The following is a 14,712-nucleotide window of genomic DNA, read 5'->3' as shown; positions in this document are numbered from 1 at the left end:
GAACCCACTGCCATGCCGAAGCCCACACCCGAGTACTTCCGGCGCCTGTCCGGTCTGATCGCCATCGACGATGCGGACGCCCGTCCGACGCGTGCGGTGCTCGAGGCGTTCAGCGGCGTCGAGATGGCGACCATCCCGATCGGCACCGCCCACGACTTGGAGACCGCCGTCGCGCGGGCGCGTACCGCACAGGAGGGGTGGGCGCAGCGCACCCCCGCACAGCGCGCGGAAGTGCTCAGTGCATTCTCGGAACTGGTGCACCGCAACGCCGCCGAACTGATGGACATCGCGCAGGCGGAGACGGGCAAGGCCCGGATCTATGCGCAGGAAGAGGTCATCGACGTTGCGCTGACCGCGCGGCACTACGCGACAACCGGTCCGAAGACGTTGGCGGAGCACAAGGTTCGCGGCATGTTGCCCGGTGCCACCAGCGTGCGTGTGCGATACCAGCCCAAGGGTGTCGTCGGCGTGATCAGTCCGTGGAACTACCCACTCACCCTGGCGGTGTCCGACGCCGTCGCGGCCCTGCTGGCAGGTAACGGTGTGGTCATCAAGCCGGATAGCCAGACACCGTATTGCGCCCTCGCCCTGGCCGAACTCCTGTATGAGGCGGGTCTGCCGACCGAGCTGTTCGCCGTCGTCCCCGGCCCGGGTGGTGTGGTCGGGCAGGCGATCGTCGCCACCACCGACTACGTGATGTTCACCGGGTCGTCGTCGACAGGGGCGACGCTCGCCGAGCAAGCGGGCCGTCGGCTGATCGGCTTCTCCGCCGAACTCGGCGGCAAGAATCCGATGATCGTCAGCGCCAAGGCCGACATCGACCGCGCCGTCGAGGGTGCCGCCCGTGCCTGCTTCTCCAACTCCGGTCAGCTGTGCATCTCGATCGAGCGGCTCTACGTCGACAAGGCGATCGCCGACGAGTTCACCGCGAGGTTCGCGGCGTTCGTCTCGGCGATGACCCTCGACGCCACTTACGACTTCACCGCCGACATGGGATCGCTGGCGTCGGCCACGCAGGTCGACACCGCCGAGGAACACGTGAAAGACGCGGTCGACAAGGGGGCGAAGGTGCTCGCGGGCGGCCGTCGGCGCGCGGACCTCGGCCCGTTCTTCTTCGAACCGACCGTGCTCACCGATGTCACCGACGAGATGACCTGCTACGCCGAGGAGACCTTCGGGCCCGTCGTGGCGATCTATCCCGTCGACTCGACCGACGAGGCGATCAAGCTGGCCAACCAGACCCGCTACGGCCTCAACGCGAGCGTCTTCGCCGGCAGCAGCGCAGAGGCCAACGCGATCGCCGACCAGTTGCGCGCCGGGACCGTCAACATCAACGAGGGCTACGCCGCCGCGTGGGCGTCGACCGCCGCCCCGATGGGTGGCATGGGCATCTCGGGAGTCGGCCGACGACACGGTGAGGAGGGACTCCTCAAGTACACCGAGCCGCAGACCGTCGCCGAGCAGCGGTTCATCGGTATCGATCGGGCTCCCGGCATCCCCAAGGGCGTCTACCGTGCCGTGACCCCGTACGCCATCCGTGCGCTGAAGTATCTGCCGGGACGCTGAGGATTTTCCGGGACGCCCCCGGCGCGAGGGCCTCTGAGGCGAAGGAGCCCCGACCGGGGAAATTGGACACGATCCCGTCGACCTGCCGCGGTCGTCGCCGGCGGCGGGTTACCGTACCCACGTGAACGGACTTCGATCCCGGACTGTGCCCATCCGTGCCCTCGCCAAGCGCGCCGCAGCAGTCGGCCTGACCGTCGGAGCTCTGGTCGTCGGCCTGTGTACCGCCGGGACGGCCCATGCGGCGCCCAATCTGTCGGTGTCGACGGTCGCGTCCGGCCTCGACCATCCGTGGGACATGGTCGTCGCTCCGGACGGCGTGATCCTCACCGGTGAGCGCAGCGGTCGTTTCGTCGCCGTCATGCCGGGCGGGCAGAAGAAGCCGGTAAAGGCCGACCTGTCGAAGATCTTCGCGGTGAAGGAGGCGGGCCTGATGGGTCTCGCCCTCGATCCGAGATTCGAGCAGACGCGCCGCGTGTACTCCTGCCAGGCGGAGACGACCCGCGGTGCGGCGGCCAGCGTGCCCGGGTCGGTGGCGAATCTGCCGCTGCCGTGGCCCAACACGGGCCAGGTCGTGAACATCGTGTCGTGGCGTGTCGGAGCCGACTGGTCGACGATGGTCCGCGAACGGAACGTGCTCACCGGCATCCCGTTGACGGCCACGGGCCGCCACGCGGGGTGCGGCCTGACGGCGGGCGCCGACGGCACACTCTGGGTCGGTACCGGCGACAACGCGATCCCGACGAATCCTCAGAACCGTAATTCGTTGGGCGGCAAGGTTCTCCACATCAACGCGAACGGCACACCCGCGGCGGGAAATCCGAATCCGTCGAGCCCGATCTACACGCTCGGGCACCGCAACGTGCAGGGAGTCGCTCTGCGCAACGGTCGGGTGTACGTCATCGAACAGGGCACGGACTCCGACGACGAACTGAATCTCCTTCGGGCGGGCGCCAATTACGGATACAAGCCGGACCGCACCCCCTTCATCTACGACGAATCCGTGCCGATGACCGATCCGGTCCGCGTGCCGGGCGCCGTCGACGCGATCTGGAAGACGGGTAAGCCGACGATGGCGACGCCGGCGCTGCAGTTCCTCCCGTCGTCCGGCTGGGGTGATCTGAACGGGGCCGTCGCGATCACCGCGCAGAAGGGCAAGCACCTGCAGTTCGTCACCCTGAACGAGCAAGGTACACAGGTGGTTCGGACCACGGACGCACTGCAGGACACCTATGGACGCCTGCGCGGGCTGGCTCTCGACAGCGACGGCTCATTGCTGCTGACAACGGACAACGGTGGTACCGACCGCATCCTGCGGGTGAAGCCGGCCTGACGTCGGCCGCGGAGGGGAACCGACATGTGCGACGACGACCTGGTGCGGCATGCGCACGAGGAGGCCCGTCGTTTCTCCCGGCGCACCGCGCTGCGCATGACCGGGGGCGTCGCGGCGGGTGTGGTCGGGGTGGCTTCGGCAGCGTCGGGCGAGGCCGGCGCGTCCCCGGGGCGTGGTCGCGTCGTCGACCTCACCCATGTTCTCTCCCATGACTTCCCGCTGTGGCCGGGCAGCGCCCCGGTCGTCGCGGTCCCGACGTCGAGGATCGGGCCGGGCAATCAGGGTTTCGCGACCCGGTGGATGTCGTTCTCCGAGCACTCGGGCACGCATGTCGACGCACCGGCCCACAAGATCGGCAACGGGATCACGGTGGATCGGATACCGGCCCGCGACCTCATCGCCCCGTTGATCGTCATCAGCATCGCCGATCGTGCCCGAGCGGATCGTCGGGCGAGACTCACCGAGCGTGACGTCGAGGTGCATGAGTCCCGGCATGGTCGAATTCCGAATGGCGCACTGGTCGCGTTGCACAGCGGGTGGCAACCGAGCACAGGTGGCGCCGACGCTGCCGGATTCGATCCTGCCGCGGTGACGATGCTGGTGCGCGAACGCGGTGTCGTCGCCATCGGCACCGACACCCTGAGCGTCGACATCCGTGGTGCCGTCGGCGCACACACCGCGATCCTCGGCGCGGGACGATACGCGGTCGAGGCGATGGCGAACCTGTCATCGGTACCTGCGGTCGGGGCGCAGGTCATCGTCGGTGCGCCGCGATTCGCGGGCGGGACAGGCGGCCCGGCGCGGGTGCTGGCGGTGGTGTGATCATCCGCGGCTGAGTGCTCCGGAGAACCGCCCCGGAAAAGCGCCCTTACCAGCGGAGGCGTCGACATAGTGTCGACGCCGCCTCTGCGAGGGGCGGATGTCCGGGGCGGTTTTCCGGGGGACGTCCGGGATTGGGCGAAGACGGGCGAAGACGGACGACGACGTGCGGCATCGGGTGCGGGGTGCGAACCGCGCCACGACACCGCTCACAGGGTTCTCCCAGCCGGCGTCCAGCCTGACGGGAGTCGACGACCGCACTGTGGGGTCATCACATTCGATACAGGAGGACTCATGACCGCAGTGCTGGACCACCGGGACGCACACGTGCCCGGCGAGCCGCCGCCCCCGTCCGGCCGGCACGGCCGGCAACTTGCCGACCGCCCGACCCCGCATCGAGCCTTGCGCTGGAGTCCGTTCGCCCTCGCGGGTCTGCTCGCGACGACGGCGGTGCTCTATCTCTGGAACCTGTCGTCGAGCGGGTACGCGAACACCTTCTACGCCGCTGCCGCGCAGGCCGGGTCGCAGAGTTGGAAGGCGTGGTTCTTCGGAGCTCTCGACTCCTCGAACTTCATCACCGTCGACAAGCCGCCGGCATCCCTCTGGGTGACGGGACTGTCGGTGCGTGTGTTCGGCATGAACAGTTGGGCGGTTCTGGTGCCGCAGGCGCTGATGGGCGTCGCGGCGGTGGCCCTCCTGTACTGCGCGATGCGCCGTACCTTCGCCGACCCGCGGCACGGCACGGCTGCCGGCCTGATCGCCGGCGGGGTCCTCGCGTTCACGCCGGCTGCCGCGTTGATGTTCCGGTTCAACAACCCGGACGCACTGCTGGTGCTGCTGATGGTCGCTGCCGGCTACGCGCTCATCCGCGCCATCGGCACGAACTCCGGACGGTGGCTCGCCCTCGTCGGCGTCGCGCTCGGATTCGCGTTCCTGACCAAGATGCTGCAAGGCCTCCTGGTGCTGCCGGCCTTCGGCCTGGCCTATCTCCTCTTCGCCGACAACGGCTGGCTCAAGCGCATCGGCCATCTCCTCGGTGCCACGGCGGCGTTGATCGTCTCCGCTGGTTGGTTCGTCGTCGCGACCATCCTGACCCCCGCGTCCTCTCGCCCGTACATCGGTGGGTCGACGAACAACACCTTCATGGATCTCGTCTGGGGCTACAACGGTGTCGGCCGAATCAACGGCGGAAACGGATCGGGAGGCGGTGGTGGCCCGGGCGGCGGCCAGACAGGCGGATCGTTCGGCGGCTCGACCGGGCTCAGCCGACTGTTCGGCTCTGAGATGGGCAACGAGATCTCGTGGCTCCTCCCCGTCGCACTTCTCGCCCTCGTCTTCGCCGTGTACCTGGGCGTGCGCAGCTTCCCGATCTTCCGCTTCGCCGACGGACTCTCGCGCGTCGAGGGCGGTGCGGTCCTCGCCTGGGGCGGTTGGCTGATCGTCACCGGGCTGATCTTCAGCTACATGAGTGGCACCATCCACCCGTACTACACGGTGGCGCTGGCGCCGGCGATCGGCGCGCTGGTCGGCATGGGTGGTGTGTTCGCGTGGCGTCGTCGCGATCACTGGGACGGCCGTCTCGCCATGGCCGGGATGATCGCCCTCGCCGGCTGGTGGTCCATCGTGTTGTTGAGCCGCAACGACTTCGGACCGCAGTGGTGCCGCTGGCTGATCGGCGGGGCGACGATCGTGAGCGTACTGCTCCTACTGGTGGGCAGCGCCATGGCCTGGCGTAAGGCGGTGGCCGGTGCGGTCATCATCGGCGCGCTCGCCGGAGCCGGAGGTAGCGTCGGGTTCGCGATCGCGACCGCCGCGACACCACACAGCGGGTCCATCCCGACTGCGGTGCAGACCTCCATGGAGAGCGGTGGCATGGGTGGGCCGGGCGGTGGAATGCCTGGCGGCGGAGCCGGATCCGACGGAACCACGACCGGTTCGGCCGGTTCGGGATCGTCGATGACGGCCGGGCAGGGGCAGACACAGCAGGGTCAGACGCAGCAGGGTCAGACGCAGCAGGGTCAGACACAGCAGGACGGGAGTCGCGGAGGCGGCGGGACCGGCGGTATGGGCGACATCTCGTCGAACACCGAACTGGCCACACTGCTGACGGCGACGACCACCACATGGTCGGCGGCCACCAACGGGTCGCAGTCGGCGGCCGGGATCGAGATCGCCACGGGCACTGCGGTGATGGCCATCGGCGGCTGGAGCGGTGACCCCGCTCCGACGCTGCAACAGTTCATCGATTACGTGAAGGCCGGCAAGATCGCCTACTACATCGGCGGCGGTCAGGGCGGTCAGGGCGGTCCTGGCGGGAACTCCGAGATCGCCACCTGGGTTGCGCAGAACTACACCGCTACCACTGTCGGCGGGACCACCGTCTACAAGCTGATCTGACACGGAAGCGCCGACGCGAGAACCGTCCACCCCACACGGGGTGGACGGTTCTCGTTGTGCGGTGTCTCTTCGGCGGGATCGACGGGTTCGTGCCGAATCCCGCGCTCAGCCGACCTTCAGCGAATCGACAATTGCGGCGAGCCGTCGTTCGCGTGTCTTCTCCTGCTTGGCATCGGCCACCGAGCGCGCATGCTCTTTACGACGGGACGGGGCCAGGTCGTCGAAAGCGCACGAAGGCTCGGATCAGCGTCGAGGGCGCGTGCGAGTTCGGGTGGCAACGAGACCTCCCGTGGTGCGAGATCGGCTTCGATGATGACGTCGACGGTGTCGCCGGCATCGACGCCGAGTTGTCCGCGAACGCTCTTGTTCAGTCCCAGGAGGTTCTCGCCACCCATACGTCCGATCCTGCCCTGGACTGTCTGGGAGCTGATCGTGAAGCGGACCGGGGGCGTCTTGGTCGGAGCGCGGAGAGCGGCGACCTGATCATCGGTCAGCACGATTGCTGCCGCTGGGCCCCGCTTCTCCAGAACCACGGTCAGGCGGAGCTGGTCGCCGGTCATGCCGGAATCATATCGCCGGGAATCGCTGGTTGCTTCCGATCTCTGACAAGATGCCGTCATGACCGGACGCATCACCGAATTCAGACATGGGCCCTATGTCTTCGACGTGATCGACAGCGGACCGCTCGACGGCCCGCCGACGATCCTGTTGCACGGGTTCCCGCAACGCGCGACGGCGTGGGACCTCGTGACGCCGCTGTTGCACGAGAAGGGTCGTCGCACACTCGCACCCGACATGCGCGGCTACTCCCCACGTGCTCGTCCCACCGCCCGCCGGGACTATCGGATCGGTCAGATCGCCGACGACGTGATGCCCCTCATCGATGCTCTGGGAGTCGACTCGGTCGACCTCGTCGGTCACGACTGGGGTGGCATCGCCGCGTGGGCGGTGGCGTCGAGACATCCCGATCGGGTGCGCACGCTGACAACGTTCTCGGTGCCACACCCGGCGGCGTTCATCAAGGCCATGCCGCGCGGTCAGATCCTGCGGTCCTGGTACATGTTCGTGTTCAATCTGCCGACACTCCCGGAGTTGTTCCTGTCCAGATTCTTTCGGACGTCGAGAGGTGGGGAGCGGATGGGCATGCCGGAACCGTTCGCCCGTCGCCTCCACGACGACATCGTCGCCTCGGGTGCGCTGACGGGGGCGTTGAACTGGTATCGCGGCATGCCGTTCTGGACCCGCGAGGACGAGGTGGGACTGATCACCGTGCCCACCACCTACGCGTGGAGCGACGGCGATTTCGCGCTCGGCCGGGCTGCGGCGGAGATGACCTCACGGTACGTCGACGCGCCGCACGAGTTCCGTGTACTGCGTGACGCCGACCATTGGTTGCCGGAGAGTCGCCCCGCCGATGTCGCGTCGACGATCCTGGATCGGGTCAACGCCTGAGCAGAACATCGGCCATCGCCCTGCATGTTTCACGCCACCGATCTCTATCCGGAAGGAGGACGGAACAGTGCCACTCGTGGTTCGGTCAGGGGGCCGAGCGGTTGTCGATGCGTTGGTCACCCACGGCGTCGACACCGTGTTCGGCATCCCTGGCACCCACAACCTGGCCATCTACTCCGCGCTCGCCGAGTCGCCGATCACCCATGTGACTCCCCGTCATGAGCAGGGGGCCGGTTACGCCGCCGACGGCTACTCACGCCTGTCCGGTCGCCCGGGGGTGGTGGTGACCACCACCGGCCCGGCCATCCTCAATGCGGCAGCCGCAGCAGCGCAGGCGTATTCGGATTCGATACCCGTGCTGTTCATCGCGCCGGGGATGCCGTCGGACCACCCGAGCGGACACAACGGACTCCTGCACGAAGTGCGGAGTCAGTTCGATGCGATGGCCGCCGTGGTCGCCCATGCGCAGCGGGTGACGACTCTCACCGAGATACCGCACGCTGTGGCCCAGTGCTTCACCGCGATGACGGTCGGACGTCCTCGACCCGCCTACCTGGAGATTCCTCTCGACCTGCTCGACGCGTCGGAGGAGGTGAGTATCGATATGCTGCCGATGACATCGCCGACGCAGGTGCCTGCGGAGGCCGTGCTGGAGGCCGCGTCGACCGTCCTGTCGGAGGCGCGGCGCCCACTGATCATCGCCGGCGGGGGAGCGAGCGCCGCATCGTCGGAACTGCTCGCGTTCGCCGACAAGACAGATGCCCCGGTGGTCACCTCTGCGAATGGTAAAGGTGTCCTCCCCGAGGATCATTCGCTGTCGCTCGGCGCAGGGGTCCACCTGTCCCGGATCCGTGACCTGGTTCGGGACTGCGATGTGGTCCTCGCCGTGGGAACCGAACTGGCACCTGCGGACTGGTGGTCGGGTCCGATACCGGCCACCCGGTTGATCCGAGTCGATCTCGACCCGCTCATGGTTGCCACGAACGCGAAACCCGAGGTGGCGGTGGTCGGGGATGCCGCGTTCGTGCTCGCCGACCTCGCGTCGCGCCTGCCGCAGGCGTCGTCGGCCGGTGCTGATCGTGCCAGGGAGTGGCGAAATCGGCTCGGAGCCGAGGCGCGTTCGGTGGGCCGGGCATATCTGGGGCTGTGTGCGTCGTTGTCGGCCGCGCTCGACCGCGACGCGGTGGTGGTCGCCGACCAGTCCATGTCGTGTTACTACGGATTGTTGGCCAATCTGCCCTTACACCGACCGCGGTCGTTCGTGTACTCCGCGGGCCTGGGCACACTCGGCTATGCGCTGCCGGCGGCCATCGGCGCCGCGATCGCCCGACCGGGGCGACAGGTGGTGTCGGTGCTCGGCGATGGTGGCGTCATGTTCTCACTCGCGGAACTGGCGACCGCTGCCCAGGCGCGCCTGGCGTTGCCGGTCGTGATCGTCGACAACAGCGGGTACGGCGAGATCCGTCGCGAGATGATCGAACGCGACGGACGCGCCCTTGCCGTCGACCTGCGGGATGTCGACTTCCCGGCGGTGGCACGTGCTCTCGGCTGCCACGGAGTCGCCGCCGGTTCCTATGAGGAGGTGGGACCGGCTGTCTCGGAGTCGTTCTCCGCCGACCGGCCGACTCTCATCCACGTCCGCGAACCTGATCAGCTGGGCTGATCGGCACGACCGAACCCGTCCCGCGCCGGTTTCTCGGACTCGCCCCCGGTCGGCCGGGTCGGTCTGGGTCGTCAGCGCCGCCGACGACGCAGGATCGCGATGAGGAGCACCAGGATTCCGAGCGCGCCCGCCGCAGCGAGCGGAACCGTGCGATTCGTCGTCGGCAGTTCGGTGGGTGCGCCCGCCCGCAATTGCGCGAAAGTCGCTCGCTGAGCATCCGATTCGGCGACCACGTCGACGACCGCCGGCGACGGCGGCGATGACGGTGCACTCGGAGCGGTCGACGCCGGGCCGGACGGCCCGGTCGATGCCTTCTTCTTCACCGGAGGCTTCGACGAGGCGGACCGGGCCGCAGAGGGTGTGGGTACAGAGGGTGTCGGCACAGAGGGTGTGGAAACAGGGGGTGTGGGCACAGGGGGTGTGGGTGCACCGGGTTTCGACTCAGCGACTTCGGGTGCCGACGGGTCGTTCCCGGGCGGTTCCGTCGTCTCCTTGACCGGGGCTTTCTTGACCGGGGCTTTCTTGACCGGAGCTTTCTTGACCGGAGCTTTCTTGACCGCTGCTTTCTTGACCGGAGCCTTTTTCGCCGGTGCTTTCTTGGCGGCCGCCTTCTTGGCCGCTGCTTTCTTGGCCGCTGCTTTCTTGGCCGGAGCTTTCTTTGCAGCGTCCTTCTTCGCCGGTGCCTTCTTTGCGGGGGCCTTGTTCGCCGGGGCCGCCGGCACCTCGTCCGCTGGTACCTCACCTGGCGATACCTCGCCTGGCGATACCTCCGTCGCCGGCCGCTCCCCCGGCGTTGTCGCGCCGGGCTTCTCGGGTTCTGGTGCGCCCGTACCGGACGAGGTGTCGTTCGGATCGGGTCCGGTCATCTGCGTCACGCTCCCTTGCGCGGTGAATCGGTCCGCGGTGTCCGGCTCATCTCAGTGTCCCGCCTGCACACCCAGACGGGCGAGGATGTCCGCGTCGATCGCGGCGAGTTCGGATTCGACGGCCCGGTGCGCCGTCTTGCGCTGGCCGGGAGGCATGGCCTCGGCGGTGTCGACGGCGATCGCGAGGTTGTCGAGTCGGGTCGTCATCGCGGTCACGAAGGCGGAGCCCTCGTCGGTCGTGTCCTTGGTGGCGACCTTCTGTAGCGCTGCACGGGTGGTGCTGATGCGTGCCGACAACGTGGCGCCGTGGCCCGAGTACTGCCGCAGGACATCGGGAGCGACGCCGGCGCGGTTGGCCTGGATGGCGGTCACCTGGCCGCGAGCGGCGACTGCGGCGCGGTAGGCGATCGGCACCACCACCGGGGACAGCAGCCGCGCGACCGTCAGATAGCGCCGCACGCTGGCCGGGCTGAACCGCTTGGCGTCGGCATCTGCCTTCGCCTGGGCGGCGATCGCCTTGGCCTCCGCTTTCGACGCCTTCGACTGGGCTTTGCCGGCCACCTTCAGTGTCTTGCGTTCCTGCTTGAGTTCCTTCTTGCGGAACTTGCGCTCGTCACGACGACGCGACTTCTCGTCCTTGCGCGCGGTCTTGGCCTCGAGCTTCGCCTCCAACTTGGCCTTTGTCTTCAACGCCTTGGCCTCGGCCCGGCGCTGGGCGCGGGTCTTGCCGTCCGACGAGAACAATCCCATCTGAGGACCTACCTCCTGTGCGGTGTCTCGGGCATGTCCGGTCACGCACGCTCAAAACGCCGCGCGACCGGTGAGTGCATCCGTACAAGCATTACATAGGCTCGACAGGGTCGGTCCGCGCTGACCGATCGCTCCGTGTCGAGGACGAAGCACGTCGATCAGCGTCTGGCGAAGGGATGGCGAGTGTCGAGAGTCGTTTTGCACCCGCGAGACCTCGCGGGCTGTGAACATCGGCTCTCCCTCGATCACTCTCACCCCGACCAGGCCCGCACCCGGCCCGACACACCCGAGGCGCAGCGTCGTAAGGACGCGGCGGCCGATCACCGAGCCCGCGTGCGGGAGATGATCCGCGGGCTGCACAGCGATCAGCCGGCCGGGACGGTGGTGCTGGTGCAACCGGGCACCGACCACGCCACCCGCGTCGCGACCACGCTGGCCGCGTGCCGCGACGGGGCCGGCTGGATCTGGAACGCGACGCTCCCGACCGATCACGAGCACGGACGTCGAGGTCACGCGGAACTCCTCATCCGGGGCGGAGATGGCTATGTCCCGGTCATCGTCGTCAATCACCGGGTGAGCTACCCGGCGAAGCCCGATCGCCGACCGAACGGTTCTCTCGGCGCCGGGTCGTCGACGCTCACGAGTCCCGTCTGGACCTGGGCACCGCAACCCGACCCGTCGCGCAACGGCCGCAACCAGCGTCGAGACCAACTGCGGCTGGCGCAGCTCACCGCGATGCTGCGCGACCTCGGGCTCGCCGCATCCGACGATCCGCAGGACTTGCGCGGAGGTGTGATCGGACTCGATGCGGACTGCATCGTTGTGCACGAGATGGCCCCGCTGCTCGAGGACTACGAGGAGATCTTCGAGCGACGGACCGCGATCGCCGAACAACGTGTCGCCACGACGCCACGCCGGATCGGCGAGTGCCGCAGTTGCCCCTGGTGGGTGCGGTGTGGCCCGGAACTCGAGGAGCGCCGCGACGTCAGTCTCGTCGTCGGGGGCAACCAGAGTGTGGTGCTCAACGACGCCGGGATCACGACGATCGACCAACTCGCCCACTACCGCGGTGATCCCCCGGGGGACTGGCCCGGCAATGCGCCGTTCGACGACGCAGTGCTCACCGCCATCGCCTGGCTGACCGACACCCCGCTCATCCGGCGCCTCGAGCAACCCGTGGTGACTCGGGCCGACGTCGAGGTCGACGTCGACATGGAGAGCTACGGCGAGCACGGGGCCTACATGTGGGGGACGCTGCTGACCGACAACGCCGACCCGTCGCGTCCCGTCGTGTACCGCGCGTTCGTGACGTGGGAGCCGCTCCCGACCCGGGACGAGGGCCGATCGTTCGGCGAGTTCTGGACGTGGCTGAGCGCCGAGCGCGAAGCTGCTCATGAGGTCGGCAAGACCTTTGCCGCATACTGCTATTCACAACAGGCGGAGAACCGGTGGTTGGTGGGGTCGGCGAAGCGGTTCGCGGGGGTTCCCGGAGTGCCGTCGCCAGGGGAGATCGAGGCCTTCATCGCGTCCGACGAGTGGGTGGACATCTACGAGGCGGTCGGCCGGAACTTCGTGTGCCCGAACGGGAAAGGCCTGAAGCGGGTCGCTCCGGTAGCCGGGTTCACCTGGCGTGATGCAGAGGCGAGTGGCGAGGCCTCCATGGACTGGTATCGCGAGGCCGTCGGGCTGGGGGAGGCCACGATGGATCTCACCCAGCGCAGACGACTGCTCGAGTACAACGAGGACGATGTGCGCGCGACCAAGGTGCTCCGCGAGTGGATCGACGGTTCCGCGAAACAGGATGTCCCGCATCGGGATCAAGTGCTGGAGTTCCGCGACCACGGTGGATCCGGAACCGATCGCCACGGACCGCGATCAGGGCCGCGACGAACGTAACTCCTCCAGGAACGATCCGCTGCCGAGCAGGGCGACCGCGCCGAGGAGCAACAGCCCGCCCGGGGCCAATCCGACGAGGATTCGACGGGTCGAGGACATGAGGCTGGTGTCGTCGGCGACGGGTGCTCCCGCCGGCGCGGATTGCGCGGCCTGGGCCACGTGAGAGCTGTCCGACCCGGCGGTGTTGGGACCCGCGGTGTTGGGATCGGCACTGTCGGGTTGGTGGGTGCCGGTCGACGCACCGTCGCCCGACTGCCCGCCACCTGCCGGGGCGCTGCCGGCCGGCCCGCCCGCCGACGATCCGCCGGGGCCACCGCCGGCACCGCCGGCGCCGGGCGGGTTCGCGGTCGGCACGCTCGGCACCGGAGCATTCTGCGCCGCGGCGCCACCCGACTGACCGCCACCCGACTGACCGCCACCCGACTGACCGCCGACCGACGGACTGCCACCCGACGAGTCGTCGCCGCTGCTGCCCGGCATCGATCCGCCGGTCTGTGGGGTCGATGTGAAGCCCGGTGGTCGCGGCGGAAAGCCGACGCCACCGCCGGAACCGCCACCTGCGGCCGGGGGTACCGTCACCGTGGTGTCGGTCGTCTCGGTCGGCGGCGTGCTCTCGGAAGGTTCAGTGCTTTCCGACGGTTCGGTGCTTTCCGGCGGCTCAGTGCCTTCCGGCGGCTCAGTGCCTTCCGACGGCTCAGTGCCTTCCGACGGTTCAGTGCTCCCCGACGTCTCGGAGCTGCCGGAGGGCTCGGTGGTCCCTGACGGCCCCGTGCTCCCCGACGGCCCCGTGGTCTCGGACGGACCGCCGGTCGATCCGTCGTCATCGTCATCGTCGTCATCGGAGCCGCCGGGTGACCCATGCCATCCGCCACCGTGCCCGTGATGTCCCCAACTGCCGGAGTGCTCGTGCGAGCCGCCCTCGCTCGAATCGGAGCCGCTCCCGGAACCCGACCGCTCCGACTGCGCGCCGCTGCCCGACGAGTCCGACGAATCCGGGGCGGACAGGGCCACACCTGCGCCGACACCGAGAACAGCGAGCGCGATCACGGCGATCATCGCGGCCAGCGCACCCATGCGGCGGCGCGATGGCGGCTGCTCGGGGGTGCGGTGTGTCATCGGACCTCGTTCGGGTTACGGGCAGGAGAACGGTCGTGGTGCATCGTCGCCCACTGTTCACGCTCAGGTAAACTCGGATTTGCGCCGCTGCAGGATGTTTACGATCGAGTGTGAACAATGCCACAATGGGTAGTCGTTACATCATTGGCACAGGTGATACGCATGGGCAGTGGCCGTCAGGTACGTTCTGATCGTACCGATCGTTGCAACGACGCTGCACGCAGGTCTTTAATGTTTGCAAGTTCAAGCTTTGGATTTGCCGGGGAGAATGATGACTTCACAGGGTACGGAAATGCCCGCCGTTGATGGCGGGCGTCGAACCGACACGAGGTCGGTCGATGCCATGCAACACGAAACAGTGGACCCAGGGCTCTTTGCTCGACGCCTGGAAGAACTGTTCCGGACAGTTCCGGGACCCAACGGACGTGCCTACAGCGCCAAGGCGATCGCTGCCCGGTCCACCGAACGCGGATTCCGCCTCGGTGAGTCGTATCTGAGTCAGCTGCGATCGGGAAAGGCTAAGTCGCCGTCGTTCCGCACCGTGGAGGGGATCGCTGCGGCGTTCGGTGTGGACGTCCACTACTTCTTGGAAGACCGGGCCGCGCAGCGCACACGTGACGAGATCGACCTGATGCGTCTGCAGGCCGACACCAATGTGCAGCTCGCAGCCTTCCGGCTCGCCGGTCTGTCCAGCGACTCGGTCACCGTCGTGAACGAGCTGATCAAGGTGCTGCGTGAGCAGCAGGGCCTTCCGAAGGATCCGCCGGACATCATCGCGGCGGGGATCTCCGAGGACGCGCGCCTGCGGATCGTCGGCGGACCGATCGTCAACGACTGACTCCGCTACCGGAGCCCCC

The 14,712-nt window shown here is 68.1% G+C and carries 12 protein-coding genes and 1 pseudogene; 8 read left to right on the top strand and 5 right to left on the bottom strand.

What is annotated here, in order from left to right:
- The first annotated feature begins 12 nt into the window (after positions 1–12).
- From QSJ19_RS17955 to QSJ19_RS17940, 4 genes are all read left to right on the top strand, one after another.
- Entirely contained in the window at positions 13–1,566 is a 1,554-nt protein-coding gene (locus QSJ19_RS17955; protein WP_286322334.1) for a succinic semialdehyde dehydrogenase, read from the top strand.
- Positions 1,567–1,687: 121 nt separating this feature from the next.
- On the top strand, positions 1,688–2,896 hold the full coding sequence (locus tag QSJ19_RS17950; protein ID WP_502876229.1) for a PQQ-dependent sugar dehydrogenase: 1,209 nt from the start codon (positions 1,688–1,690) through the stop codon (positions 2,894–2,896).
- 24 nt (positions 2,897–2,920) lie between these two features.
- The gene (locus QSJ19_RS17945; protein WP_286322333.1) at positions 2,921–3,718 is read left to right on the top strand and encodes a cyclase family protein; all 798 of its coding nucleotides are present in this window, start codon (positions 2,921–2,923) and stop codon (positions 3,716–3,718) included.
- A gap of 291 nt (positions 3,719–4,009) precedes the next feature.
- Positions 4,010–6,112: an ArnT family glycosyltransferase gene (locus QSJ19_RS17940; protein ID WP_286322332.1), complete on the top strand. Its 2,103-nt coding sequence runs from the start codon at positions 4,010–4,012 to the stop codon at positions 6,110–6,112.
- A gap of 105 nt (positions 6,113–6,217) precedes the next feature.
- Here QSJ19_RS17940 and QSJ19_RS17935 read toward each other — a convergent pair whose 3' ends face one another.
- Both QSJ19_RS17935 and QSJ19_RS17930 read right to left on the bottom strand, forming a co-directional pair.
- Complete coding sequence (locus QSJ19_RS17935) at positions 6,218–6,292, bottom strand: YdeI/OmpD-associated family protein (RefSeq protein WP_286322363.1); 75 nt, start codon at positions 6,290–6,292, stop codon at positions 6,218–6,220.
- Positions 6,293–6,486: 194 nt separating this feature from the next.
- Positions 6,487–6,672: pseudogene (locus QSJ19_RS17930) on the bottom strand (YdeI/OmpD-associated family protein); the annotation flags it as partial.
- 58 nt (positions 6,673–6,730) lie between these two features.
- Between QSJ19_RS17930 and QSJ19_RS17925 the strand changes: the two are divergent.
- Both QSJ19_RS17925 and QSJ19_RS17920 read left to right on the top strand, forming a co-directional pair.
- Positions 6,731–7,564: an alpha/beta fold hydrolase gene (locus tag QSJ19_RS17925; protein ID WP_286322331.1), complete on the top strand. Its 834-nt coding sequence runs from the start codon at positions 6,731–6,733 to the stop codon at positions 7,562–7,564.
- Positions 7,565–7,640: 76 nt separating this feature from the next.
- Positions 7,641–9,227 (top strand): thiamine pyrophosphate-binding protein, encoded by a 1,587-nt coding sequence (locus tag QSJ19_RS17920; protein ID WP_286322330.1) that lies wholly within the window; start codon positions 7,641–7,643, stop codon positions 9,225–9,227.
- 71 nt (positions 9,228–9,298) lie between these two features.
- On the opposite strand, the gene QSJ19_RS17915 is transcribed toward QSJ19_RS17920, so the two are convergent.
- Together QSJ19_RS17915 and QSJ19_RS17910 are read right to left on the bottom strand one after the other, a co-directional pair.
- Positions 9,299–10,093, bottom strand: coding sequence for a hypothetical protein (locus QSJ19_RS17915; protein ID WP_286322329.1), 795 nt, complete (start codon positions 10,091–10,093; stop codon positions 9,299–9,301).
- Between the two features lie 51 nt (positions 10,094–10,144).
- Positions 10,145–10,843 carry a DUF6474 family protein gene (locus tag QSJ19_RS17910; RefSeq protein WP_286322328.1) on the bottom strand — a complete coding sequence of 233 codons (699 nt, stop codon included), beginning with the start codon at positions 10,841–10,843 and terminating at the stop codon, positions 10,145–10,147.
- 183 nt (positions 10,844–11,026) lie between these two features.
- Here QSJ19_RS17910 and QSJ19_RS17905 point away from each other — a divergent pair, with 183 nt between their 5' ends.
- Positions 11,027–12,739, top strand: coding sequence for a TM0106 family RecB-like putative nuclease (locus QSJ19_RS17905; RefSeq protein WP_286322327.1), 1,713 nt, complete (start codon positions 11,027–11,029; stop codon positions 12,737–12,739).
- On the opposite strand, the gene QSJ19_RS17900 is transcribed toward QSJ19_RS17905, so the two are convergent.
- Positions 12,719–13,855 carry a hypothetical protein gene (locus QSJ19_RS17900; protein ID WP_286322326.1) on the bottom strand — a complete coding sequence of 379 codons (1,137 nt, stop codon included), beginning with the start codon at positions 13,853–13,855 and terminating at the stop codon, positions 12,719–12,721. The two genes, QSJ19_RS17905 and QSJ19_RS17900, sit on opposite strands and share 21 nt — an antisense overlap.
- Before the next feature lie 271 nt (positions 13,856–14,126).
- On the opposite strand from QSJ19_RS17900, the gene QSJ19_RS17895 reads away from it, so the two are divergent.
- Entirely contained in the window at positions 14,127–14,693 is a 567-nt protein-coding gene (locus QSJ19_RS17895; protein ID WP_286322325.1) for an XRE family transcriptional regulator, read from the top strand.
- Positions 14,694–14,712: the final 19 nt, after the last annotated feature.

Origin of the sequence: Gordonia sp. ABSL11-1, from assembly GCF_030315685.1 — a bacterium.
GTDB lineage: Bacteria > Actinomycetota > Actinomycetes > Mycobacteriales > Mycobacteriaceae > Gordonia.
Note: the sequence above shows the minus strand (reverse complement) of the source record. Positions and strands in the feature narration are given on the sequence as shown.

What these genes read in the sequence shown, in the direction of transcription:
- QSJ19_RS17940 (WP_286322332.1), top strand. Translation starts at nt 4,010, where the DNA reads ATGACCGCAGTGCTGGACCACCGGGACGCACACGTGCCCGGCGAGCCG.
- QSJ19_RS17910 (WP_286322328.1), bottom strand. Translation starts at nt 10,843, where the DNA reads ATGGGATTGTTCTCGTCGGACGGCAAGACCCGCGCCCAGCGCCGGGCC.
- QSJ19_RS17955 (WP_286322334.1), top strand. Translation starts at nt 13, where the DNA reads ATGCCGAAGCCCACACCCGAGTACTTCCGGCGCCTGTCCGGTCTGATC.
- QSJ19_RS17915 (WP_286322329.1), bottom strand. Translation starts at nt 10,093, where the DNA reads ATGACCGGACCCGATCCGAACGACACCTCGTCCGGTACGGGCGCACCA.
- QSJ19_RS17900 (WP_286322326.1), bottom strand. Translation starts at nt 13,855, where the DNA reads ATGACACACCGCACCCCCGAGCAGCCGCCATCGCGCCGCCGCATGGGT.
- QSJ19_RS17925 (WP_286322331.1), top strand. Translation starts at nt 6,731, where the DNA reads ATGACCGGACGCATCACCGAATTCAGACATGGGCCCTATGTCTTCGAC.
- QSJ19_RS17895 (WP_286322325.1), top strand. Translation starts at nt 14,127, where the DNA reads ATGACTTCACAGGGTACGGAAATGCCCGCCGTTGATGGCGGGCGTCGA.
- QSJ19_RS17945 (WP_286322333.1), top strand. Translation starts at nt 2,921, where the DNA reads ATGTGCGACGACGACCTGGTGCGGCATGCGCACGAGGAGGCCCGTCGT.